This window comes from Burkholderia sp. Bp9004 (assembly GCF_003858025.1).
Taxonomy (GTDB): Bacteria; Pseudomonadota; Gammaproteobacteria; order Burkholderiales; family Burkholderiaceae; genus Burkholderia; species Burkholderia diffusa.
On the sequence record NZ_QTQD01000020.1, the window covers coordinates 1 to 22,707 of the forward strand.

General features: G+C 65.2%; 17 protein-coding genes, 3 tRNA genes and 2 pseudogenes. 3 read left to right on the forward strand and 19 right to left on the reverse strand.

All coding sequences use genetic code 11. The annotated features are described in order from the left end of the window. From DIE08_RS21275 to gltX, 3 genes are all read right to left on the reverse strand, one after another. Nucleotides 1-76, reverse strand: a tRNA-Glu gene (locus DIE08_RS21275). A gap of 140 nt (nucleotides 77-216) precedes the next feature. Beyond that, nucleotides 217-292 (reverse strand) — tRNA-Ala (locus tag DIE08_RS21280). A gap of 127 nt (nucleotides 293-419) precedes the next feature. Further along, entirely contained in the window at nucleotides 420-1,829 is a 1,410-nt protein-coding gene (gltX, locus tag DIE08_RS21285; protein WP_124903425.1) for a glutamate--tRNA ligase, read from the reverse strand. Nucleotides 1,830-2,109: 280 nt separating this feature from the next. Between gltX and DIE08_RS21290 the strand changes: the two genes are divergently transcribed. Further along, complete coding sequence (locus DIE08_RS21290) at nucleotides 2,110-3,036, forward strand: patatin-like phospholipase family protein (protein ID WP_124903427.1); 927 nt, start codon at nucleotides 2,110-2,112, stop codon at nucleotides 3,034-3,036. A gap of 143 nt (nucleotides 3,037-3,179) precedes the next feature. Here DIE08_RS21290 and DIE08_RS21295 read toward each other — a convergent pair whose 3' ends face one another. The 6 genes from DIE08_RS21295 to DIE08_RS21320 all read right to left on the reverse strand — a co-directional run bounded on the left by DIE08_RS21295 (nucleotide 3,180) and on the right by DIE08_RS21320 (nucleotide 10,298). Beyond that, the gene (locus DIE08_RS21295) at nucleotides 3,180-3,854 is read right to left on the reverse strand and encodes a C40 family peptidase (RefSeq protein WP_124622394.1); all 675 of its coding nucleotides are present in this window, start codon (nucleotides 3,852-3,854) and stop codon (nucleotides 3,180-3,182) included. A 128-nt stretch (nucleotides 3,855-3,982) separates the two neighbouring features. Continuing rightward, entirely contained in the window at nucleotides 3,983-5,605 is a 1,623-nt protein-coding gene (locus DIE08_RS21300; protein ID WP_124903429.1) for an ABC transporter ATP-binding protein, read from the reverse strand. Then, entirely contained in the window at nucleotides 5,602-6,699 is a 1,098-nt protein-coding gene (locus DIE08_RS21305) for an ABC transporter permease (RefSeq protein WP_124903431.1), read from the reverse strand. Before DIE08_RS21305 ends, DIE08_RS21300 begins: the two co-directional genes overlap by 4 nt. A 75-nt stretch (nucleotides 6,700-6,774) precedes the next feature. Beyond that, the gene (locus DIE08_RS21310) at nucleotides 6,775-7,818 is read right to left on the reverse strand and encodes a microcin C ABC transporter permease YejB (protein ID WP_124622392.1); all 1,044 of its coding nucleotides are present in this window, start codon (nucleotides 7,816-7,818) and stop codon (nucleotides 6,775-6,777) included. 52 nt (nucleotides 7,819-7,870) lie between these two features. Further along, nucleotides 7,871-9,754, reverse strand: coding sequence for an extracellular solute-binding protein (locus tag DIE08_RS21315; RefSeq protein WP_124903433.1), 1,884 nt, complete (start codon nucleotides 9,752-9,754; stop codon nucleotides 7,871-7,873). 181 nt (nucleotides 9,755-9,935) lie between these two features. Then, a complete protein-coding gene (locus DIE08_RS21320; protein WP_059599493.1) occupies nucleotides 9,936-10,298 on the reverse strand; it encodes a hypothetical protein in 363 nt (120 codons plus the stop codon). 250 nt (nucleotides 10,299-10,548) lie between these two features. On the opposite strand from DIE08_RS21320, the pseudogene DIE08_RS36720 reads away from it, so the two are divergent. Then, nucleotides 10,549-10,674: pseudogene (locus DIE08_RS36720) on the forward strand (efflux RND transporter permease subunit); the annotation flags it as partial. A gap of 182 nt (nucleotides 10,675-10,856) precedes the next feature. On the opposite strand, the gene cyoD reads toward DIE08_RS36720, so the two are convergent. From cyoD to DIE08_RS21370, 8 genes are all read right to left on the reverse strand, one after another. After that, complete coding sequence (gene cyoD, locus DIE08_RS21330) at nucleotides 10,857-11,189, reverse strand: cytochrome o ubiquinol oxidase subunit IV (RefSeq protein WP_006759069.1); 333 nt, start codon at nucleotides 11,187-11,189, stop codon at nucleotides 10,857-10,859. After that, nucleotides 11,190-11,798, reverse strand: a complete 609-nt coding sequence (gene cyoC / locus DIE08_RS21335) for a cytochrome o ubiquinol oxidase subunit III (protein WP_059599484.1) — start codon at nucleotides 11,796-11,798, stop codon at nucleotides 11,190-11,192. It lies immediately after the preceding gene. Next, a complete protein-coding gene (gene cyoB / locus DIE08_RS21340; RefSeq protein WP_124903437.1) occupies nucleotides 11,798-13,804 on the reverse strand; it encodes a cytochrome o ubiquinol oxidase subunit I in 2,007 nt (668 codons plus the stop codon). Before cyoB ends, cyoC begins: the two co-directional genes overlap by 1 nt. A 3-nt stretch (nucleotides 13,805-13,807) precedes the next feature. Then, nucleotides 13,808-14,695, reverse strand: coding sequence for a ubiquinol oxidase subunit II (cyoA, locus tag DIE08_RS21345; protein WP_124903439.1), 888 nt, complete (start codon nucleotides 14,693-14,695; stop codon nucleotides 13,808-13,810). A 251-nt stretch (nucleotides 14,696-14,946) separates the two neighbouring features. After that, entirely contained in the window at nucleotides 14,947-16,473 is a 1,527-nt protein-coding gene (locus DIE08_RS21350) for an NADH-quinone oxidoreductase subunit M (protein WP_124903441.1), read from the reverse strand. Nucleotides 16,474-16,922: 449 nt separating this feature from the next. Continuing rightward, nucleotides 16,923-18,296, reverse strand: a complete 1,374-nt coding sequence (locus DIE08_RS21360; RefSeq protein WP_124903445.1) for a hypothetical protein — start codon at nucleotides 18,294-18,296, stop codon at nucleotides 16,923-16,925. Nucleotides 18,297-18,481: 185 nt separating this feature from the next. Continuing rightward, a tRNA-Ser gene (locus DIE08_RS21365) sits at nucleotides 18,482-18,575 on the reverse strand. A 110-nt stretch (nucleotides 18,576-18,685) separates the two neighbouring features. Next, a complete protein-coding gene (locus DIE08_RS21370; protein WP_040144529.1) occupies nucleotides 18,686-19,939 on the reverse strand; it encodes an aspartate kinase in 1,254 nt (417 codons plus the stop codon). Here DIE08_RS21370 and DIE08_RS36725 point away from each other — a divergent pair. After that, a pseudogene (locus DIE08_RS36725) lies at nucleotides 19,922-20,159 on the forward strand (hypothetical protein); the annotation flags it as partial. The gene DIE08_RS21370 and the pseudogene DIE08_RS36725 sit on opposite strands and share 18 nt — an antisense overlap. A gap of 122 nt (nucleotides 20,160-20,281) precedes the next feature. Here DIE08_RS36725 and tilS read toward each other — a convergent pair. Further along, nucleotides 20,282-21,688: a tRNA lysidine(34) synthetase TilS gene (gene tilS / locus DIE08_RS21375; protein WP_124903447.1), complete on the reverse strand. Its 1,407-nt coding sequence runs from the start codon at nucleotides 21,686-21,688 to the stop codon at nucleotides 20,282-20,284. Nucleotides 21,689-21,731: 43 nt separating this feature from the next. Beyond that, a complete protein-coding gene (locus DIE08_RS21380; RefSeq protein WP_059607910.1) occupies nucleotides 21,732-22,703 on the reverse strand; it encodes an acetyl-CoA carboxylase carboxyltransferase subunit alpha in 972 nt (323 codons plus the stop codon). Between the last annotated feature and the right edge of the window lie 4 nt (nucleotides 22,704-22,707).

A 22,707-nucleotide genomic window follows, 5' to 3' on the forward strand; every position in this document is an offset into this window, starting at 1 on the left:
TGGCGTCCCCTAGGGGATTCGAACCCCTGTACTCACCGTGAAAGGGTGATGTCCTAGGCCTCTAGACGAAGGGGACATAATCTTTTCAGATCTGTCTGACTTTCGCTATTCACTCATCATCAACAGCGAAGGCCGAAATTCTAACTGCTTTAAATCATTTTGTGAAGCATTTATTACTACCACCACTGCTTCGCAAATCAATCCATTCTGCTCTGATGGTGGAGGTAAGCGGGATCGAACCGCTGACCTCTTGCATGCCATGCAAGCGCTCTCCCAGCTGAGCTATACCCCCTTGCAGAACAGAAATGAGATTATATGGACCGAATTTGAACTTGTAAATACCCTTTTTGCGATCCGAGCGAATTTTTTTGCGAAGCCGCCGTGATGTCATGCACGGGCGGCTTCGCCCCGCCCCAACCTCAGGCCAGCGCACCCTCGATGCGCGACACCACGATGTCGCGACCGAACAGTACGAGCACCGCGTCGATCGACGGCGTATGCGTCGTGCCCGCCACCAGCAGGCGCACCGGCATCGCGAGCTGCGGCATCTTCAGCTTGTGCGCGCCGAGCGTCGCCTTCAACGCGGCGGACACCGCCTCCTTCGTCCACTCGGCTGCCTTCAGCGCAGTGACGAGATCGGCCAGCGCCGGGCGCACCGCATCGGTCACGTGCTGCGCGAGCACGTCGGCGTCCGGAGCCGGCACGCGGTAGAACATCGCGGCGCCTTCGGCGATCTCCTTGACCGTCGTCGCGCGATCCTTCATCAGGCCGACCACCGCGTCGAGCGCCGGGCCCGTCGCAATCGCCGCGTCGTCGATGCCGAGCGCCGCGAGGAACGGTTTCGCCAGCGCGGCGAGGCGCGCGTTGTCCGCTTCCTTGATGTAATGGGCGTTCAGCCAGCTCAGCTTGCTGTGATCGTATTGCGCGGGAGACTTGCCGAGATGCTCGAGGTCGAACCATTCGACGAACTGCTCGCGCGAGAAGATTTCGGCGTCGCCGTGCGACCAGCCGAGACGCGCGAGGTAGTTGACGACCGCCTCCGGCAGGAAGCCCGCGTCGCGATACGCCATCACGCTCATCGCGCCATGCCGCTTGCTCATCTTCTCGCCCTGCTCGTTCAGCACGGTCGGCAGGTGCGCATAGACGGGCGGCTCGCCGCCGAGCGCGCGCAGGATATTGATCTGGCGCGGCGTGTTGTTCACATGGTCGTCGCCACGGATCACGTGCGTGATGTTCATGTCCATGTCGTCCACGACCACGCAGAAGTTGTAGATCGGCGTGCCGTCCGGACGCGCGATCACGAGGTCGTCGAGCTCCTCGTTCGAGATCTCGACACGCCCCTTCACCGCGTCGTCCCACACGACCGTGCCGGTCAGCGGGTTGCGGAACCGCAGCACGGGCTTCACACCGGCCGGCGGCTCGGGCAGGACCTTGCCCGGCTCCGGACGCCACGTGCCGTCGTAGCGCGGCTTGAGGCCAGCCTCGCGCTGGCGTTCGCGCAGCGCGTCGAGTTCCTCAGCCGACATGTAGCACGGGTACGCGAGCCCCTGCTCGAGCATCTGCGCGAGCACCGCGCGATAGCGGTCCATCCGCTGCATCTGGTAGATCGGGCCTTCGTCGAAATCCAGGCCGAGCCACTGCATCCCCTCGAGGATCGCGTCGACGGCTTCCTGCGACGAACGCTCGACGTCGGTATCCTCGATACGCAGCACGAACGTGCCTTTCATCTTGCGCGCGAACGCCCACGGATAGAGCGCGGAGCGGATGTTGCCGAGGTGGATGAAGCCGGTGGGACTCGGCGCGAAGCGGGTACGGACAGGACGGGTCATAAACGGTAACTCGAACGCCTGGGGCGCATGAATGATTCGACGCGGGATCGACGGCGACAGCCCGGACAGCAATGGGGCCGGCCGCGCCCGGAACGGGAAAGAAGCCGGAATTATACTCGCGCCGGTCTTCGCGCCAAGCGCGCCGCTTGCTTTATGATGTGCGCGCCGCGGCCGCCAGCCGGCGCCGCGCCGGCCGCCCGGTTTCTGCCGCACGGCCGCTCGGAACCTATCGCCGCCGCGGGCCGCCCGGCCCGCCGCCAAGCCGCCGGAGAACCACACGATGTCGTCCCCTCGCCTGTCGCGCCGTCACTTCACGATCGCATGCGCATCCGCCAGCCTCGCCGCTTGCACGTCGTTCGGCGACAAGTCCCGCCCCGACAACGCCGCGAATCCCACGCAGTCGCGCGAGAAGCCCGTGAAGATCGGCATCGCGCTCGGCGGCGGCGCCGCCCGCGGCTTCTCGCACATCGGCGTGCTGAAGGCGCTGGAGGCGCGCGGCATCCCGGTCGAGATCGTCGCCGGCACGAGCGCGGGCTCGGTGGTCGGGGCACTGTACGCGTCGGGGATGAGCGGGCTGCAGATCAACAAGATCGCGCTCGACATGGATCAGGCGGCGATCAGCGACTGGGCGCTGCCGTTCCGCTCGCGCGGGCTGCTGCAGGGCATCGCGCTGCAGAACTTCCTGAACAAGACGCTCAACAACCGGCCGATCGAGAAGATGGCGAAGCCGCTCGGCGTCGTCGCGACCGACCTGCAGAACGGCCAGCCGATTCTGTTCCAGCAGGGCAATACGGGGCTTGCGGTGCGCGCGTCGTGCAGCGTGCCGTCGGTGTTCGAGCCCGTGAAGATCGGCAACCGCGAATACGTCGACGGCGGTCTCGTGAGCCCGGTGCCCGCGTCGTTCGCGCGCAAGATGGGCGCGAACTTCGTGATCGCAGTCGACATCTCGTCGCGACCGGACGGCGCGGCGACCTCCAACCCGATCGAGATGCTGCTGCAGACCTTCACGATCATGGGTCAGACGATCAAGACCTACGAGCTCGACAAATACGCGGACGTCGTGATTCGCCCGAACCTCGCGGCGATGGGTGGCAGCGACTTCAACCAGCGCAACGCGGCCATCCTCGCGGGCGAAGAAGCGGTCGCGCGCATCATGCCCGAGTTGCAGCGCAAGCTTGCGGCAGCCCGCGGGGCAGCAGCGGCATAAGCGGACGCATCGCGGGGCACGGCGTGTAACGGGGCGCCACCGGCGCCGACGCCCCCAACCCGCCGCTTCCGCGCCCCCAAAGCAAAAAACCCTGCCGCCTTTCGGTGACAGGGTTTTTTCATCCGGCCGATCGCCGGCGTGCGTCAGTTGCTGCCGTTCGCCGCGTCGTCGCCGATCGTCGCGCGCACGCGTTGGCGCAGGTCGTCGGCCTTCATCGGGAACGCCGATTCGATCCGGCGGGCACCGGTGAAACGCTTTTCCCAGTAGCCGCTGTCGAGATCGTCGACGCGAACCGTGCTGCCCGTCGACGGCGAATGCACGAACTTGTTGTCGCCGATGTAGATGCCGACGTGCGAGAACGTACGGCGCATCGTGTTGAAGAACACGAGGTCGCCCGGCTTCAGGTTGCTCATGCTGACCTTCTCGCCGACGCGGCTCATCTCTTCCGCGCGACGCGGCAGCGACATGCCGAGCGTGTCCTGGAACACGTAGCGCACGAAGCCACTGCAATCGAGGCCGGAATCCGGCGAGTTACCGCCCCAGCGGTAGCGCACGCCGATCATGTTCAGCGCGCCGACGACCACGTCGCCTGCCTTGCCGGCCATACCGGCGAGGAACGACTTCGCGCCGCCGCTCGACGGCTGCGCGCTGGTCTGCTGGAGGGACGAATTCGACCCGATTTGAGTCGAATTCGTGACATTCTGGTTAAAACTGCTGACTTCGTCGGCGAACGCGACGGGAGCTGCTGCGAACAGGGCGCCGATGAACAGCCCGGCGAGGGTGCGCGCGCATGCCTGGGTCAGGGATCGATGCTGCATTGGTCGATGGAATGTGCTTAAAAATCAGCTGATTGGCGGAAAATTTCGGTCGATACTAGCCAGCGCGTAATCGTTTGTCAAAACAAATTAAAAAATACAATCGAGATAGTCAGACCATTGGACGCCTATCACGCTTTCCAGACCGCTTTCAACAGCTTTTGTGTGTAAGGATGTGACGGTTTCGTGAAGATATCGGCCACGTCCCCGGACTCGACGATCGCCCCGCCCTGCATCACCGCGACCCGATGCGCCATCGCGCCGATCACCTCCAGATCGTGGCTGATGAATACATAGCCGAGGTTGTATTTCTGTTGCAAATTCGCGAGCAGTTTCAGCACCTGCTGCTGGATCGACACGTCGAGCGCGGAAGTCGGTTCGTCGAGGATCAGGATGCGCGGCTCCAGCACGAGCGCGCGCGCGATTGCGATCCGCTGGCGCTGCCCGCCCGAGAATTCGTGCGGATAGCGATGCAGCACCGTGCGGTCGAGGCCGACTTCGCGCAGCACGGCCAGCGACTTCGCGCGGCGCGCGTCCGGCGTCAGCTCCGGGCGATGCAGTTCGAGCCCCTCGCCTACGATCCGCTCGATCGTGTGACGCGGCGACAGCGAGCTGAATGGATCCTGAAAGACGACCTGCATGTTCGAGCGCAGCGCGGTCTGTTCGCGGCCACGGTAGGTCGACAGCGCGCGCCCCTGGAATTCGATCTCGCCGTGCACCGTCCGTTGCAGCCCGAGCAGCGCCATCGCGAGCGTCGACTTCCCTGAACCGGACTCGCCGACGATCCCGAGCGTCTCGCCCTGCCGCACCGACACGGACACGTCCGCGACCGCCGTCACGGGCATCGTGCCGAACCAGCCCGCGAAGCCCGGCCGCTTGCGCGCGAACTGCACGCTGACGTGGCGCGCTTCGAGCACGACGGGCGCGATCGGCAGCACCGACGCGACCGTGCGCTGCGGCCGGCTATTCAGCAGCCGCCGGGTATACGGATGCTCCGGCTCCGCGAAGATCCGCTCGACCGGCCCGCTTTCGACCAGCTTGCCGCGCTCCATCACCGCGACCCGCTCGGCGAAGTGCCGCACGAGGTTAAGGTCGTGCGTGATCAGCAGGATCGCCATCCCGCGTTTTTCCGCCTCCTCGCGCTGCAACTCGAGCAGCAGATCGACGATCTGCGCGCGGATCGTCACGTCGAGCGCCGTGGTCGGCTCGTCCGCGAGCAAGAGCCGCGGCCGGCACGCGAGCGCCATCGCGATCATCGCGCGCTGCCGCTGGCCACCCGACAGCTGATGCGGGTAACTGTCGACGCGCTTCTCCGGCTCCGCGATGCCGGTGCGCGCGAGCAGCGCGATCGCGCGCTTGCGCGCCTCCCCCGCCGTCACGCCGTCGTGCAGCACGATCGTCTCGCCGATTTGCGCACCGATCGTGTACAGCGGGTTGAGCGCCGTCATCGGCTCCTGGAAGATCATCGCGATGGCCGAGCCGCGCAGCCCGCGCATCTCGCGCTCGCTCTTGCCGGCGAGGTCGTGCCCGGCGAAGCGGATCGTGCCGCTCACGTCGGCGTCGCGCAGCAGCCGCAGGATCGACAGCGCGGTCACGCTCTTGCCCGACCCCGACTCGCCGACGAGCGCGACGCGCTCGCCGCGGCCGATCGCGAGCGTCACGTCGTCGACGGCCACTGTGTCGCCGAAGCGCACGTGCAGGTGCTCGAGCGACAGCAGCGGTTCGCCCGCGTTCGATACGACCGTGTCGCTCATCGCTGGCCTCCTGCCGCGCGCACCGAGTCGGCGATCCGCGTGTCGAGCGCGTTGCGCAGCGCATCGCCCATGAAGGTCAGCAACAGCAGCGTCGTGACCAGCACGCCGAACGTCGACAGCGAGATCCACCACGCGTCGAGATTGCCCTTGCCCTGCGCGAGCAGCTCGCCGAGGCTCGGCGTCGGTGGCGGCACGCCAAGCCCGAGGAAGTCGAGGCTCGTGAGCGCGAGGATTGCACCGCTCATCCGGAACGGCAGGAACGTGATCACGGGCGTCATGCTGTTCGGCAGCACGTGGCGCCAGATGATCTGCCAGTTCGTGAGCCCCATCGCGCGGGCCGCCCGCACGTAGTCCTGCGTGCGGTTGCGCAGGAACTCGGCACGCACGTAGTCGGCCAGGCCGATCCAGCCGAACAGCGACAGCAGCACGATCAGCAGCAGGAAGCTCGGCTCGAAGATCGACGCGAAGATGATCAGCAGGTACAGCTCGGGCAGCGAACTCCAGATCTCGATCAGCCGTTGCCCCACGATGTCGATGCGTCCTCCGAAGAAGCCCTGCACTGCGCCAGCGGCGATCCCGAGCAACGTGCCGATAGCGGTCAGGATCAGCCCGAACTCGACCGACACGCGGAACCCGTACACGAGCCGCGCGAGCAGGTCGCGCCCCTGCGCGTCGGTGCCGAGCCAGTTCGCGCGCGACGGCGGCGCCGGGTTCGGCACGGTCGAAAAGTAATTCAGCGTGTCGTAGTAATAGCGGTTCGGCGGATAGACGACGAAGTTGCCCGGCGCCTCGAGCCGCTTGCGGACATACGGATCGAGATAGTCGGCCGGCGTCGGGAAGTCGCCGCCGAAGGTCGTCTCCGGATACGCATGGAACATCGGGAAATAGGTCTGGCCGTCGTAGCGCACGACGAGCGGCTTGTCGTTCGACCATAGCGGTGCCGCGAGGCTCGCGGCGAACGCGACCGCAAAGATGACGAAGCTCCAGTAGCCGAGGCGCTGCTGGCGAAAGCGCTGCCAGACGCGGCGCGCGGGCGAAGGTGACACGCGCGCGCGCGCCGCGTCGATGCGGGACGACACGACGGCCCGGTTCATCGCGCACCTCGCCCGGCGAGCGCGGGCAGGCGGATAGGCGCGCCGACGAACGGCGTGCTGGCGGACGGTTTCATGTCAGCGCTCCAGATTGTCGAATTGAATGCGCGGGTCGACCCACACGTAGCAGAGGTCGGAGATCAGCTTGGTCGCGAGCCCGATCAGCGTGAACAGGTACAGCGTGCCGAGCACGACCGGATAGTCGCGCCGCACGACCGACTCGTACGACAGCAGCCCGAGGCCGTCGAGCGAGAACAGCGTCTCGATCAGCAGGCTGCCCGTGAAGAATGCGCCGATGAACGCGGCTGGAAACCCGACGATCAGCGGCAGCATCGCGTTGCGGAACACGTGCTTCCACAGCACGGTGCGCTCGGCGAGCCCTTTCGCGCGCGCGGTCAGCACGTACTGCTTGCGGATTTCGTCGAGGAACGCGTTCTTCGTGAGCATCGTGATGACCGCGAAACTGCCGACGACCGATGCGGTAATCGGCAACGCGATGTGCCACAGATAGTCGAGCACCTTGCCGGCGAGCGACAGCTGGGAAAAGTTGTCCGATGTGAGCCCGCGCAGCGGGAACAACTGCCAGAACGACCCGCCACCGAACAGCACGAGCAGCAGCACGCCGAGCACGAAGCCCGGAATCGCGTAGCCGACCAGCACGATGAGGCTCGTCGCGACATCGAACGGCGAACCGTTGCGCACGGCCTTCGCGATGCCGAGCGGCACGGAGATCAGATAGGTGACGAAGAACGTCCACAACCCGATGCTGATCGACACCGGCAGCTTCTGCACGATCAGCGACCACACGCTCTGGTGGCGGAAGTAGCTATCGCCGAGATCGAAGCGCGCGAAGCGCTTCAGCATCAGCCAGTAACGCTCGAGCGGCGGCTTGTCGAAGCCGTACAGCGCCTTGAGCTGTGCGAGCTGCTGCGCGTCGACGCCGGTATGCGCACGCATCCCGAACGGCGCCGCGCCCTGCTCCGTCGCGCCCTTGCGCAGTTCCTGCACGGCCTGTTCGACCGGGCCGCCCGGCACGAACTGGATCACCGCGAACGTGAGCGTGAGCACGCCGACGAGCGTCGGGATCATCAGCAGCAGGCGTTTGAGGATGTAGCTCCACATAGGGCGTCGACTCGCGATCGATAGGCTGGGTTGAACGAAGGGCCGGCAGGCTTCAGTGATCGGGCTTGGCCCACCAGGTCGACACGACCCAGCCCTCGGCCGAATAGTACAGCGGCAGCGTCTGTGGATAGCCGAGCGTGCGCTTGTATGCGATCCGGTGCGTGGTGCTGTACCACTGCGGGACCGCGTAATAGCCATGCATCAGCACGCGATCGAGCGCATGCGTCGCGTCGAGCAGGTCGTCGCGCGTCTGCGCGGCGCCGAGCGCATGCAGCAGCGTGTCGACGGCCGGCGACTTCAGGCCGATGATATTGTCGGAGCCCGGCTCGTCGGCGAACTTGCTGGCGTAGCGCGAGAACTGCTCCGCGCCCGGCACCTGCACGCCCGGCAGGCGGACCGTCGTCATGTCGTAGTCGAACGCGTCGAGCCGCTTCTGCAGCAGCGCGTAATCGGCCGTGCGAAAGCGCGCGTCGATGCCGAGCTTCGCGAGATTGCGCTGATAGGCGGTCACGACGCCTTCCATCGCCGCGCCCGAATCGTCGAGAATCTCGAACGTGAACGGCTCGCCCTGCGAGTTGCGCAACGCGCCGTCGCGGTAGGTCCAGCCGGCCTGCGCGAGCAGCGAGCGCGCCTTCAGCAGATTCGCGCGCAGCGAGCCCGGCGGGTTTGTGTTCGGTTGCGTGACCATCGGCCCGAACACGGCCGGGTCGAGCTGCGCGCGCAACGGCTCCAGCAGTTTCAGCTCGCCCGGGCCCGGCGTACCGGTCGCCTGCAGGTCGGTATCGGCGAAATAGCTGTCGAGGCGCGTGTACGCGCTATAGAACAGCTGGCGGTTCAGCCATTCGAAGTCGAACGCGAGATCGAGCGCCTGGCGCACGCGCACGTCGCGAAACTGCGGGCGGCGCAGGTTCATGAAGAAGCCCTGCATGCCCGCGCCGTTGTGCTGGCGGAATTCGCGCTTGACGAGCTCGCCGCTGTCGAAGCGCTTGCCGACGTCGCGTCGCGTCCAGTTGCGCGCGATGTATTCGACCAGCACGTCGTACTCGCCGGCCTTGAACGCCTCGAGCCGCGCGACGCCGTCGCCGTACAGCTTGTAGACGATCCGCTCGAAGTTGTCGGTGCCGATCCGCACCGGCAGATCGGCGCCCCAGTACGCGGGATTGCGCCGGTACGTAATGGTGCGGCCGTTGTCGTAGCGCTCGATCAGGTACGGGCCGCTGCCGATCGGCTGTTCGAACGCGAGCTGGTCGAACGGAATCCGCGAACCGTCCGCGCGCAGCCCCCACTTGCGCGAGAACACCGGCACGCCGCCGGCGATCAGCGGCAGCTCGCGGTTCGCGCTGCGGAATTCGAAGCGCACGGTCGCGGGGTCGACCGCCACGGCCTTCGCGATTTCGGCGAAATATGCGCCGAACTGCGGTGCGGCCAGCTTGCTCTTGAGCGTGTCGAACGAGAACCGGACGTCCTCGGCCGTGACCGGATCGCCGTTCGAGAAGCGCGCGCGCGGATTCAGGTGGAACGTGACCGAGCGGCGGTCCGGCGCGATCGCGATGTCGTCGGCGAGCAGCCCGTAGGCGGATGACGGTTCGTCCATGCTGCCGGTCGCCAGGCTCTCGAACAACATGTCGACGCCCGGCGCAGGGTTGCCGCGCATCGTGAACGGATTGAACTTGTCGAACGACGTCAGCCGGTTCGGGTTCGCGAGCACGAGCGTGCCGCCCTTGGGCGCGTCCGGGTTCACGTAGTCGAAATGCTTGAAGCCCGGCGGATATTTCGGCTCGCCGTACTGCGCGATCGCATGGGCCGCGTGCGCGGCCGTCGCGGCGAGTACCGCCTGTATTGCCCATGCTGCCGCCGTGCGGCCGGCGGCACGTACTGCACGCGCGGCGCCGAAGCGGGTGCGCGCGGCGGCGGCCCGGGGCGAACCCTTCGTCATAGAGGCCCTGTCGGTCGATTGAGGGATGGAACGTGGGTCGATTCTACCCATTCAATTCGACGTCGAGCCAGCGTGCGGCTTTTCGCGCGTGGCGCCAACGCATCGCGACCGCCGCGCGCGGCACGCGCAGGCAAAAGAAAACCGCCTCGCGGGCGGTCTTCATCTCATGCGCGCATGTCGATCAACGCCAGCCGTTGTGGCGGCCGTTATCCCAATGACCGTGACCGCGATCGCCGCCCCAGCCGCGGCCATGATGGCGATACCACTCGTCGCGGCCCCAGTAGCGGCGGCCGTCCCAGTAACGATCGCCGTGCCAGCCGATCACGATCGCCGGTGCCGGCGCGTAGACGGGCGCCGGTGCATACACGGGCGCCGGCTGGTAGACGACCGGCGGAGGCGGCGGCGCATACACGGGCGCGGGCGCGACGTAGACCGGAGCCGGCACGCCGACGTTGATCCCGACATTGACTCCCGCCATTGCTGCGCCCGACACGAGCAAGGCCGTCATACCGGTCAAGAGCGAGGCAATACGCAAAGTCTTCATGGATTCCTCTTCGAGTTGTTTCATGTGTGATTCGACTATAGCGACAAGCGCCGTCCCGGCATATTTCAAGTTTGTAAGAACTGATGCGCAGCGTCGCAACGGGAAGCGCCCGCTAACGTCTTGTAACAATTGGCGCCCAGCCGTCGCGCCCGCCTGCCCGGCCCGCCTTGCGGTGCCGGCCGAGGGCCCGTTCCGCCCTTCCTGGAACATCTTTCATCCTGGCCCGCGCCCGGCGTCAAGCGGCGCAGCTTTGACGCTCGGCGGACCCGCGCTCGCGGTCGGCATTCTCGTCGACGATGCGACCGTCACTATCGAGAACGTAAACTGGCACCTCGAACATGCCAAGGGCGTCCGCGGCGCGATCCTCGACGGCGCAAAGCATCGGCTCGCCGCGGAGTACCGCACGGACTGCTCGCCTGCGCTGACGGCTGACGCGAGCACGAGCACGCACTGACGACCGGTGCGCATTGCGCGGCCGAAATGAGAAAAAGGCGGCACTCGCGTGCCGCCTTTTTTGCATGAAGCGCATGGAGATCGTCCGCTGCGCCGCGATGCCGTTCAGCGTGACATCATGTTCATGCTGACGTTGTGCATCACCCACAGCGTGCCGACGATCAGGATCGCCGCCGTCAGCACGGTGTAGCTGAACGCCATCACGTTCCAGCGCTGGCCGGACGAACCGTTCATGTGCAGGAAGTACACGAGGTGCACGACGATCTGCACGAACGCGAGCGCGGCCAGCGCAATCAGCGACGCGTGCGGCGACAGCACGCCGCCCATCACGAGGCCGAACGACGCGGCGGTGAGCAGAACCGACAGGATGAAGCCGGCGACATAGCCGCCGACACTGCCGTGCCCTTCTTCGAGTTGAGACGAATGCGAATGAGCCATTTAGATCACGCTCGCGAGATAGACAAAGGAAAACACGCAGATCCACACGATGTCGAGGAAGTGCCAGAAGAGGCTCAGGCACGTCAGGCGCCGCAGGTCGCGATCGGTCAGGTCGCCGCCGCGCAGTACGATCTGCCCGGCGAGCACGATCATCCACAGCAGGCCGGCCGTCACGTGCAGCCCGTGCGTGCCGACCAGCGTGAAGAACGCCGACAGGAACGCGCTGCGCTGCGGGCCCGCGCCGTCCGCGATCAGGTGCGAGAACTCACGTAGTTCCATCGCGAGGAACGCCGCGCCGAGCACGAACGTTACCGCGAGCCACGCGAGCAGCGCGCCGCGCCGCTGCTTGTACGCGGCCAGCATCGCGAAACCGTAGGTGATGCTCGACAGCAGCAGCGCGGCGGTTTCGACCGCGACGCCCGGAATGTCGAACAGGTCCTTCGCGGTCGGACCGCCCGCATACTGGTTGCCGAGCACCGCGAACGTCGCGAACAGCGCCGCGAAGATCACGCAGTCGGTCATCAGGTACAGCCAGAAGCCGAACACCGAGTGCGACGGCGGATGGTCGTCGTGCTCGAGCAGGGTTGCGCTCAAGGTTTTCTGCAACATCAGTTGGCCTCCAGTTCCACGTCGTCGACATGCGTGGCCACGCGTGCCGCAGGTTGCTTCTCTTCGATCCTGCGCACCTTCGATGCCGGGATGTAGTAGCCATCGTTGTCACGCGAGCTGTAGATCACCAGCGTCGCGACGATGCCGACCAGGCCGCCGATGGCCATCCACCAGATGTGCCACACGAGCGCGAAGCCCAGCACCAGGCTGAAAATCGCGACCACGAGGCCCGCACACGTATTCGACGGCATGTGGATGTCGCGGATCGTCGCCGGGTTCGGCCGGCCGTCGCCGCGTGCCTTCATGTCGGCATACGCGTCGAGCGTGCGCACTTGCGGGATCACCGCGAAGTTGTATTCGGCTGGCGGCGACGAGGTCGCCCATTCCAGCGTGCGGCCGCCCCACGGATCGCCCGTGGTGTCGCGGTAAGCCGGGAGGTTGCGGTTGCGGATGCTGACGACCAGTTGCAGCAGCTGGCATGCGATGCCGATCGCGATCAGCACGGCGCCGAACGCGGCGACCAGCAGCCACGGATGCCACGCCGGGTTGTCGTAGTGGTTCAGACGGCGCGTCATGCCCATGAAGCCGAGCACGTAGAGCGGCACGAACGCGACGTAGAAGCCGATCTGCCAGAACCAGAACGCGGCCTTGCCGAGCTTCTCGTTCAGCTTGAAGCCGAACGCCTTCGGGAACCAGTAGTTGAAGCCAGCGAGGTACCCGAACAGCACGCCGCCGATGATCACGTTGTGGAAGTGCGCGATCAGGAACAGGCTGTTGTGCAGCACGAAGTCCGCGCCCGGAATCGCCATCATCACACCGGTCATGCCGCCGAGCGTGAACGTGACCATGAAGCCGATCGTCCACAGCACGGGCGTCGTGAATTCGATTCGGCCGCGGTACATCGTAAACAGCCAGTTGAACACCTTCACGCCGGTCGGGATCGCGATGATCATCGTCATGATGCCGAAGAACGCATTCACGTTCGCACCCGAGCCCATCGTGAAGAAGTGATGCAGCCACACGAGGAACGACAGCACCATGATCGCGCAGGTCGCGTACACCATCGTCTTGTAGCCGAACAGCGGTTTCTTCGAGAACGTCGCGATGACTTCCGAGAAGATGCCGAAAGCCGGCAGGATCAGGATGTACACCTCCGGATGGCCCCACGCCCAGATCAGGTTCAGGTACAGCATCGCGTTGCCGCCGGCTTCGTTCGTGAAGAAGTGCATGCCGAGGTAACGGTCGAGACCGAGCAGCGCGAGCGTCGCGGTCAGGATCGGGAACGACGCCATGATCAGCACGTTCGTGCAGAGGACCGTCCACGTGAACACCGGCATCTTCATCAGCGTCATGCCGGGCGCGCGCATCTTGATGATCGTCACGAAGAAGTTCACGCCGGTCAGCAGCGTGCCGACACCCGAGATCTGCAGCGCCCACAGGTAGTAGTCGACCCCTACCCCCGGACTGAACTGCAGCTCCGACAGCGGCGGATACGCGAGCCAGCCCGTCTGCGCGAACTCGCCGATCACGAGCGACACGTTGATCAGGATCGCGCTGACCGCGGTCATCCAGAAGGACAGCGAGTTGATGAACGGAAACGCGACGTCGCGCGCGCCGATCTGCAGCGGCACGATCAGGTTCATCAGGCCGACCATGAACACCATCGCCATGAAGAAGATCATGATCACGCCGTGTGCCGTGAAGATCTGGTCATAGTGATGCGGCGGCAGGTAGCCAGGCGCGTTGTAAGCGAGCGCGAGCTGCATGCGCATCATGATCGCGTCGGCGAAGCCGCGCAGCAGCATGATCAGCGCGACGATGATGTACATCACGCCGAGTTTCTTGTGGTCGACGGTCGTCAGCCACTCCGTCCACAGCCACTTCCAGCGGCCGGTGATCGTCAGCGCGGCGAGAATGCCCAGCACGACCAGCCCCATGAAGGCGCCGGCCACCATGATGATGGGCTGATCGAACGGGATCGCCGATAGTGTGAGTTTGCCGAACATGCGTTACCCCTTCGTGCCGCAGGCGGCGTCCTTCAGGTCGAGGACGTGGCCATCGTTGTATTTCGCGATGATGTTGTGGAAGAGCCGCGGATCGACCGACGAGAAGTAGCGCACGGGCGCCTTCTCGCTTGGCTGCGCGACGGTGCCGTACACGGTCGCGTCGAGCCGGTCGGGCGAAGCCTTCACCTTCTGCACCCAGGCGTCGAACCGCTCGCGCGGCTCGGCGAGCGTGCGGAACTTCATGTCGGAGAAACCGCGGCCGCTGAAGTTGGCCGACGTGCCCGCGTAGTCGCCGGCTTCGTCGGCGATCAGATGCAGACGCGTCTGCATGCCGGCCATCGCGTACACCTGGCCACCGAGCTGCGGAATGAAGAACGAGTTCATCACCGAATCCGACGTGATGCGGAAATTCACCGGTGTGCCGACCGGAATCGCGAGCTGGTTCACCGACGCGATGCCGAGTTCCGGATAGATGAACAGCCACTTCCAGTCGAGCGCGACGACCTCGACGTCGATCGGCTTCACCGACGACTCGAGCGGCTTGTACGGATCGAGTTCATGCGTGGTTTTCCACGTGAGCACGCCGAGAAACAGGATGATCAGCGTCGGCACCGTCCAGATCACGACCTCGATCGCGGTCGAGTGCGACCAGTTCGGCGCGTAGGCGGCGTTGCGGTTCGATGCGCGGTAACGCCACGCGAACCACAACGTGAGCAGGATCACCGGCACGACGACGATCAGCATCGCCCATGTCGACGTCGCGATCAGCGCCTTTTCCGCGGCGCCGACGCTTCCTTTCGGATTTAGTACATCTAAATTACAGCCTGACAGGCTCAGCGCCGCGCCGATCGATATCAGCGCCGTCCAGCCTCTTGAAGCTTTTCTTTTCATCACACAGCCCGAGGGTCATTGAATCCGTTGCGTATGCCCGATGCGCATTCGATCCACGAAAGTGGCCGAATCATACGTCGCGCGGGTGCGACGAAAAACCGGTGGATGCGGCAAATCATCATTGCAAAATCTGCCGTGAGACAGATTGTCGCGGGGGCAATTTCACGCAGCCGGACGGCGAGCGCGAGCCGGCCGGACGCCGCCCGCGCCAGCCCGTATGGATGTGCGCACAACGACTGCGCGTCAGGCAATCAGCCGTGCGTCGCTGCCATGTACGCCTGCGCGGGCGCGCCACCGTCCCCGGCCGGCAGCTTCGAATGGCTGGCGTCGTCGATCAGCCGCGCAACGGTCGGGTCGATCGCGTCGGTGAACGGCTTCGGATCGACGCCGACCATCAGCACGATCAGCGCGAGCGGCGCGAACATCACGATCTCGCGGCGGCTGAGGTCGGCGAGCTTCGCAATGCGCGCGCTCGCGATCTTGCCGAACACGACGCGCTTGACCATCCACAGCGTGTACGACGCGCTGAGGATCAGCGTGAGCGCCGCGATCGCGCCGACCCAGAAATTGACGCGAATCGCGCCCATGATGACCATGAACTCGCCGACGAAGCCCGACGTGCCCGGCAGGCCGACGTTGGCCATCGCGAACAGCAGCGCGAACGTCGCGAAGCGCGGCATGACACCCGCCACGCCGCCATACGCGGCGATCTCGCGCTGGTTCGTGCGATCGACCAGCACGCTCACGCACAGCAGCATCGCGCCCGCGACGAAGCCGTACGACACGAGCTGCACGATCGCACCTTCGACGCCGATCTGGTTGAACAGAAACAGCCCGAGCGTGACGATCCCCATGTGCGCGACGGTCGAATATGCGAGAAGCTTGCCGAGATCAGTCTGCGCGAGCGCGATCAGGCTCGCGTAGACGATCGCGAACAGCGACAGCGCGATCACGGCCGGCGCGAAGAAGTGGCTCGCGTCCGGCGTGATCGGCAGCGCGAAGCGCAGGAAGCCATAGCCGCCGAGCTTGAGCATCGCGAGCATCAGCGCCGCGCCCGTCGGGCCGTCCGTGTAGACGTCGCGCAGCCACGTATGCACCGGCCACATCGGCACCTTGACCGCGAACGCGGCGAAGAAACCGAGGAACACCAGCAACTGCGGTGCGAAGCCGAGCTGCAGCGTGCGCCATGCGTTCATGTCGAACGTATGCGACTTCGCGTACAGGTACAGCATCGCCATCAACAGCAGCAGCGAACCCGCGAACGAGATGAAGAAGAACTTCACGGCCGCGTAGACGCGGTGCTCCCTGCCCCACGTACCGATCAGCAGGTACAGCGGAATCAGCGTCGCCTCGAAGAAGATGAAGAACAGCAGCCCGTCCTGCGCGACGAACACGCCGACCATCAGCCCCGACAGGATCAGGAACGACGCGTAGTACTGCGCGACGCGCACCGTCACCGACTCCCACGACGCGATCACGACGACGAGCGTCGTGAAGGCGGTCAGCACGACGAGCCACAGCGATGCGCCATCGATCCCGACGCGCCAGCCGGCGTTGAAGGCCGCCAGCCAGTTGCGGGTTTCGGCGAACTGCATCGCGGCCGACTGCGAATCGAAACCGGCGACAAGCGGCACGACGGCGGCCAGTCCCGCCAACGCGCCGACGAGCGCGATCAGTCGTGTGCGCTGCAGATGACGGTCGGAACCGGCACGCAGCAGGCACGCGCCGAACAGGATCGGAACCCAGATCGCCAGGCTCAGAAAGGGGAAATCAAGCATGTCAACAGGCCTTGAGAAGGTCGCGCACTGCATTGGGAACAGGCGCGACGAAGGGAACGAAATCAAATCGACAGATAGATTTCGTGGATCGCCATTGTTGGCAAAATGTAAAGCGGAATCAGCGCAAAGGTTGACGCCGCTCAAGCGCAATCGGGTTAACCAGCATAAGGCGATTGATTATTTTTTGCATCGCAGCAAAGCTTCGTTTCACGATGTCCGGATACGCCGCTGATTTTTATGAGTAATTTTTTGTAATGCGACGCAGCGTCGATCGTGTGAATCGGTGCGATGCCGCATTTTTGTCTGAAGACCGATTCTTCGGGGCGCAGGCGGTGAATGCGGGGAAGGATGAATGAGACCGATTCAATCCTTACATCGATACTTTCATTTTCACTTCAATGACGGCCGATCGGCGCGATCCGGAACACCGGAAGTCGCGGCGCATTCCGTTAGCGCTGATGGCTCTGCCTGTCCCACACGCGCATCGTCACCGCTCGATAGTGGTTGTGTTGCGCGGGGAAATGGACGAAACGGCTGTCGCGCGTCGCATAGACCGGCGACGACGCGAGCGACGTCGCATCGACGATATAGCGCGCGTCGATCATGGCCGCCTCCAACAGTTCGACATAGATCGCCTGCTGATCGCCGCCGCTCGCATAGACCGACGACCGATCGCCGATATTCTCGATGCGCGCGCATATGCGCTCGACCAGTTCGCGCATCGGCGCGACGTTGCGCACGCCGATCATGCACGAGTTGATCGCCCAGGCCGTGTGATCGGTGCCGATCACGAAATCGCGGCCGTCGATCACGCTGTCGACCGTCTGCCGCTGGTCGATCGCGAGGATATCGGCGTCGACCCAGAACACGAACGCGTGATCCGGCAGATGTTCGCGAATCAGGTGCAGCTTCGCCCAGTTCGCATCGACCCCGGCCGGCAGGAACGCGGGCGGCTCGCGATACGCGTGGTACGCATAGCCGTGTCGCGCGCAATAGCGAACGAAGTTCTCTTCGTGGAGATCGCCGTAACCGGCGATGTGCGACGTGTGCAGACTCACGAACGCGATGTCTGCATGCGGGTTCAGGTGCCGCGCCGGCTCGCGCGTTCGTTGCTGCGCGGCGCGCCAGTCGTCCATCGCGCGCGGCTGCTCGCCCCGCTGAACGCGCGCCGCATCGTCGACGAGCGCGAGCACGTAGCGAAAGTCGTAGTCGGGCGTCGGCGCCCATACGCCATCGATCTGCTGCCATTCCGGCGCGTGGTGCGCCACGAGCGGATGCGCACCGACGACGCCGTCGATCGCAAGCCCGTCGCCCCACACTGTCTGGGCCGACGCGAAATAGCCGGTCGCGAGCGGCTGATCGAACGGCAGCGGCGGGAATTGCTCGGCAAGCAGCGTTGCCTCGCACGCATGTTGCCGCTCGGGCAGGCGCATCGCCCACTTGCCGAGCTCGACCACCAACTTGCGCAAGCGCTCGCGCACGTCGGGCACGTTGCGAAAAATCATGCCGCTTGCGGCGGGCAACGGCGACTTCGACGTCTGCGTCGTGACGATCGCGTCATAACCGTCCGCGACATCCGGCAACGCATGCTGGCCGAACACGACCGAGAACGGATCGAGCACGAGCAGCAACGCACCCTGCTCCATCGCGACGAGCTGCGCGATGATCGCGTGGTACTTGTGGAGCACCTGCTGACGCTCGCCGTATACGTGCGTGCCGTCGACGATCGCGTGCCGGTAGCCGCGGCCTCGCGCGTAACGTCCGTGATTGTCGACAAGCCCGTCGACAGGTCGATGCGAAAGGATGGTGAGTACGGAATGCATGCGTGCCGGAACTCCGGATTGAGCCGCGCGAGGCGATACGCCTATTTAGCGCATGAGCGCCGCTCAAGTCGAGCATTGATTGGCTATCCGGACGACAGCGTGGCGACGGGCGGCGAACCCGTCAGCGCAGCGGAAAAGAAAAAGCCCCGCAAGTCCGAGAACTTGCGGGGCTTTGTCACCGCTTTTGGCGGAGACGGAGGGATTCGAACCCTCGATCCAGGTTTTGGCCCAGATGCTCCCTTAGCAGGGGAGTGCCTTCGACCTCTCGGCCACGTCTCCCAAACCTTCGCTCGCACCAGGGAGGCAGTGCGACGAGAACAAGATCATATAGGGTTTGGAGCCGTTGGTCAATTTCTATGATGCATTTTCTTCAATGCATCACAAAAAATTCACGCGGCCTGATCAAGTTCGAATGCCTTGTGCAGCGCGCGAACAGCCAGCTCCATGTATTTCTCGTCGATCAGCACCGAAATCTTGATTTCGGACGTCGAGATCATCTGGATGTTGATGCCCTCTTCCGACAGCGTGCGGAACATCTTGCTCGCGACGCCCACGTGCGAACGCATGCCGACGCCGACGACCGACACTTTCGACACCTTCGGGTCGCCCTGCACGCGCTCTGCGCTCACATGGCCCTGCACCTGGTTGGTAAGGATGTCCATTGCCTTCTGGTAGTCGCCGCGGCCGACCGTGAACGTGAAGTCCGTCTTGCCTTCGACGCTCTGGTTCTGGATGATCATGTCGACGTCGACGTTCGCATCGGCAACCGGGCCGAGGATCTGATACGCGATGCCCGGCTTGTCGGGCACGCCCATCACCGCAATGCGTGCTTCGTCGCGCTGGAACGCGATGCCGGAAATGACTGCCTTTTCCATGGTCTCGTCTTCTTCAAAAGTAATCAGGGTGCCCGAGCGCATTTCTTCGTCGAGCGCAATCAGCGGATCGGTCAGGCTCGACAGCACGCGCGTCTTCACCTGGTATTTGCCGGCGAATTCGACCGAGCGGATCTGCAAGACCTTCGAGCCGAGGCTGGCCATTTCCAGCATTTCCTCGAACGTCACGCGATCAAGGCGTCGCGCCTCTTCGACCACGCGCGGGTCGGTCGTGTAGACGCCGTCGACGTCCGTATAGATCAGGCACTCTTCGGCATCCAGCGCGGCCGCGACCGCCACCGCCGACGTGTCCGAGCCGCCGCGGCCCAGCGTCGTGATGTGGCCATCAGGATCGACGCCCTGGAAGCCCGTGATGATCACGACCTTGCCGGCGTTCAGATCGGCCTTCACGCGCTCGTCGTCGATCGAGTGGATACGCGCCTTCGTGAACGCGCTGTCGGTCTTGATCGGCACTTGCCAGCCGGCATAGCTCACGGCCTCGACGCCGATTTCCTGCAGGGCGATCGACAGCAGGCCGACGCTGACCTGCTCGCCGGTCGACGCGATCATGTCGAGCTCACGCGGGCTCGGCTGGCTCGAAATCTCTTTCGCGAGCCCTAGCAGACGGTTGGTTTCGCCGGACATCGCGGACGGCACGACCACCATCTGGTGCCCGGCCTGATGCCATTTTGCGACGCGTTTCGCGACGTTCTTGATGCGCTCGACCGAGCCCATCGAAGTGCCGCCGTATTTGTGTACGATGAGTGCCATTGTCGTTCTGAACAGAAGGAGAAGCCGCACGGGCGCGCTGGGCAGGCCGCGTTGCCGTTCGGTCACGCGGCTTGTGGCTGTGGACGGACGACGAGGGGGACGGCTGGGACGCAACACGCAAGCGTGACGGATTTTGCCCGGAAGGCCGATCAGGCCGCGCAAACCGGGTACGTCACGCGGAAAACCTGCACAAATCGCTCAAAAATCGAGCCGAGCAAACGACCGAGCGTACCCGATAGAGGCCCGCTTGACAAGCCGCCCGCCGGTTTGGCAAGCGTTCCGGCGCTGTTTACCAAATGGTGAAAACCGGCGCGCGATCGCGCGGCCGGAAGCGTGCAGGCGCTACGCGATCAGCAGGTCGGGACGCCACTCGATCCGGCGCCATCCGCCGTCGCCGGACAGCCCGTCGCCGTGATTCACGCCGAGCCGCGGCACGTAGACGAGCCGGTCGCCCGCGAACAGCAGCGGCACGTCACGCTGCCAGGCCGGCACGCCGCGCTCCTGGAACAGGTTCTTCAGCGTGCGGCCCGGGCCGCCGGGCGACGTACGCAGTCGCTCGCCGCCCGCGCGCGCGCGCGCGGTGAGCGCGGCGCTTCGCAGCAGCGCCTCCGGCACCGCGCCGTCGCTGCCGGCTTCGGCCGGCGCGAATACGAACGTGCCGCGCCATGCCGGTACGTGCCAGACTTCCTGGCCGTCCCACGCAAGCGAGGATTCGGGGTGCGGCGTTCCGGCACCGTCGTCGGCCGGCTCGGCGCTGTCGCCCGCCTCCCAGTACACGGTGTCGCGATAGAGTCGCAGACACTGCCCCGCGTGATCGATCCGCAGCGCATGCGAGTCGTGCGCGGCGCGCAGTTGCCGCATCATGTTCGCGAGCCGCCCTGCCGATGCGCCGGGCAAGCCGAGCCGGCGCATCCAGAAACGCAGCAGGTTCGCGCCGCGCGTGTCGTCAAACGCGACCAGCGCATCGCGCGACAGCGCGTGGCCCTCGTCCCGCGCGACGCCGGCGAAATCCAGTTCGGCGAGATCGTCGAGCAGCCGTTGCGCGGCGGCCGCATGCTGGGCCGCGCGGCCCAGCGCATCGCGAAAGCCCGGGAAATGCACGGCGAGCGACGGCAGCACGTCAAGGCGCAGCGCATTGCGCGCATAGCGCGTATCGCCGTTCGATTCGTCGTCTATCCACGTCAGCTCGCGCTGCGCTGCGTAGCGCTCCAGTTGCGCGCGCAACAATCGCAGCAGCGGTCGCACGCGTTCGACGCTCGTACCGCCAGGGCGATAACGCGGCGCCATCGCGGCCAGGCCTGCAATCCCCGCGCCGCGCAGCAACTGCAGCAGCACGGTCTCCGCCTGGTCGTCGGCATGCTGCGCGACCCAGAGCGCGGCCACGCCATGACGTTCGCACATCGCGTCGAGCGCCGCGTAGCGGCGCTCGCGCGCGGTCGCCTCGACACCGAGGCCGCTGTCGCGCGGCACGTCGACACGTTCCGATTCGAACGCGACGCCGAGTCGCTCGGCCGTCTCCTGCGTATGCGCGACCCATGCGTCGGCGTTCGCACTCAGGCCGTGATGCACGTGCAACGCGACGCAGCGCGATGCGCCCGCCACGCGCACGGCCGCGTCGAGCAGCACGGTCGAGTCGAGGCCGCCGCTGTACGCGATCGCGATGCGCGCATTGGCCGGCAGATCGGCAAGCGCAACGCCGACCGCGTCGAGAACGACGCGGTCGGCGGAGAATTCGGTCGAGGGGATCACGAGACGGACGCGCGCCGGACGGCGCGCGATGCGAACACGCCGGTCATGCGCCGGGCGTGGTTTCCTTGAACTTGCCGTAGGCCATCAGGCGCTCGAAGCGGCGCTCGCGCAGCGCATCGATGCTCATGCCCTGGAACTGGCGCAGCGAATCGGCGAGCGCACGGCGCAGCAGCGCGGCCATGCCCTTCGGATCGCGATGCGCGCCGCCGAGCGGCTCGTTGATGATCTTGTCGATCAGGCCGAGCGCCTTCAGGCGATGCGCGGTCAGGCCCAGCGCTTCCGCAGCCTCGGGCGCCTTCGCGGCGCTCTTCCACAGGATCGATGCGCAGCCTTCCGGCGAGATCACCGAGTAGGTCGAGAACTGCAGCATCATCACGGTGTCGGCCACGGCGATCGCGAGCGCGCCGCCCGAACCGCCCTCGCCGATCACGGTCGTGATGATCGGCGTCTTCAGTTCGGCCATCACGTACAGGTTGCGACCGATCGCCTCCGACTGGCCGCGCTCTTCCGCGCCGATGCCCGGATACGCGCCCGGCGTGTCGACGAACGTGAAGATCGGCAGCCCGAACTTCTCGGCAAGACGCATCAGGCGTTCGGCCTTGCGATAGCCTTCCGGACGGGGCATCCCGAAGTTGCGCGCGGCGCGTTCCTTCGTGTCGCGGCCCTTCTGATGGCCGATCACCATGCACGGATGGCCGCCGAAGCGCGCGAGACCGCCGACGATCGAAATATCGTCCGCGAATGCGCGGTCGCCATGCAGTTCGTGAAAATCGGTAAACAGTTCCGCAACGTAATCGAGCGTGTACGGACGCTGCGGATGCCGCGCGATCTGCGAGACCTGCCACGGCGACAGATTCGCGTAGAGGTCCTTCGTCAGTTGCTGGCTCTTCTTCGACAACCGCTCGATTTCTTCCGAAATATCGACAGCCGAGTCGTCCTGCACGAATCGCAGCTCTTCGATCTTGGCCTCGAGTTCGGCGATCGGCTGTTCGAAATCCAGAAACGTGGTCTTCATGTGT

Coding starts and splice junctions, on each gene's coding strand:
- gltX (WP_124903425.1), bottom strand. CDS start 1,829: ATGACCCGTCCTGTCCGTACCCGCTTCGCGCCGAGTCCCACCGGCTTC.
- DIE08_RS21290 (WP_124903427.1), top strand. CDS start 2,110: ATGTCGTCCCCTCGCCTGTCGCGCCGTCACTTCACGATCGCATGCGCA.
- DIE08_RS21295 (WP_124622394.1), bottom strand. CDS start 3,854: ATGCAGCATCGATCCCTGACCCAGGCATGCGCGCGCACCCTCGCCGGG.
- DIE08_RS21300 (WP_124903429.1), bottom strand. CDS start 5,605: ATGAGCGACACGGTCGTATCGAACGCGGGCGAACCGCTGCTGTCGCTC.
- DIE08_RS21305 (WP_124903431.1), bottom strand. CDS start 6,699: ATGAACCGGGCCGTCGTGTCGTCCCGCATCGACGCGGCGCGCGCGCGC.
- DIE08_RS21310 (WP_124622392.1), bottom strand. CDS start 7,818: ATGTGGAGCTACATCCTCAAACGCCTGCTGCTGATGATCCCGACGCTC.
- DIE08_RS21315 (WP_124903433.1), bottom strand. CDS start 9,754: ATGACGAAGGGTTCGCCCCGGGCCGCCGCCGCGCGCACCCGCTTCGGC.
- DIE08_RS21320 (WP_059599493.1), bottom strand. CDS start 10,298: ATGAAGACTTTGCGTATTGCCTCGCTCTTGACCGGTATGACGGCCTTG.
- cyoD (WP_006759069.1), bottom strand. CDS start 11,189: ATGGCTCATTCGCATTCGTCTCAACTCGAAGAAGGGCACGGCAGTGTC.
- cyoC (WP_059599484.1), bottom strand. CDS start 11,798: ATGTTGCAGAAAACCTTGAGCGCAACCCTGCTCGAGCACGACGACCAT.
- cyoB (WP_124903437.1), bottom strand. CDS start 13,804: ATGTTCGGCAAACTCACACTATCGGCGATCCCGTTCGATCAGCCCATC.
- cyoA (WP_124903439.1), bottom strand. CDS start 14,695: ATGAAAAGAAAAGCTTCAAGAGGCTGGACGGCGCTGATATCGATCGGC.
- DIE08_RS21350 (WP_124903441.1), bottom strand. CDS start 16,473: ATGCTTGATTTCCCCTTTCTGAGCCTGGCGATCTGGGTTCCGATCCTG.
- DIE08_RS21360 (WP_124903445.1), bottom strand. CDS start 18,296: ATGCATTCCGTACTCACCATCCTTTCGCATCGACCTGTCGACGGGCTT.
- DIE08_RS21370 (WP_040144529.1), bottom strand. CDS start 19,939: ATGGCACTCATCGTACACAAATACGGCGGCACTTCGATGGGCTCGGTC.
- DIE08_RS21380 (WP_059607910.1), bottom strand. CDS start 22,703: ATGAAGACCACGTTTCTGGATTTCGAACAGCCGATCGCCGAACTCGAG.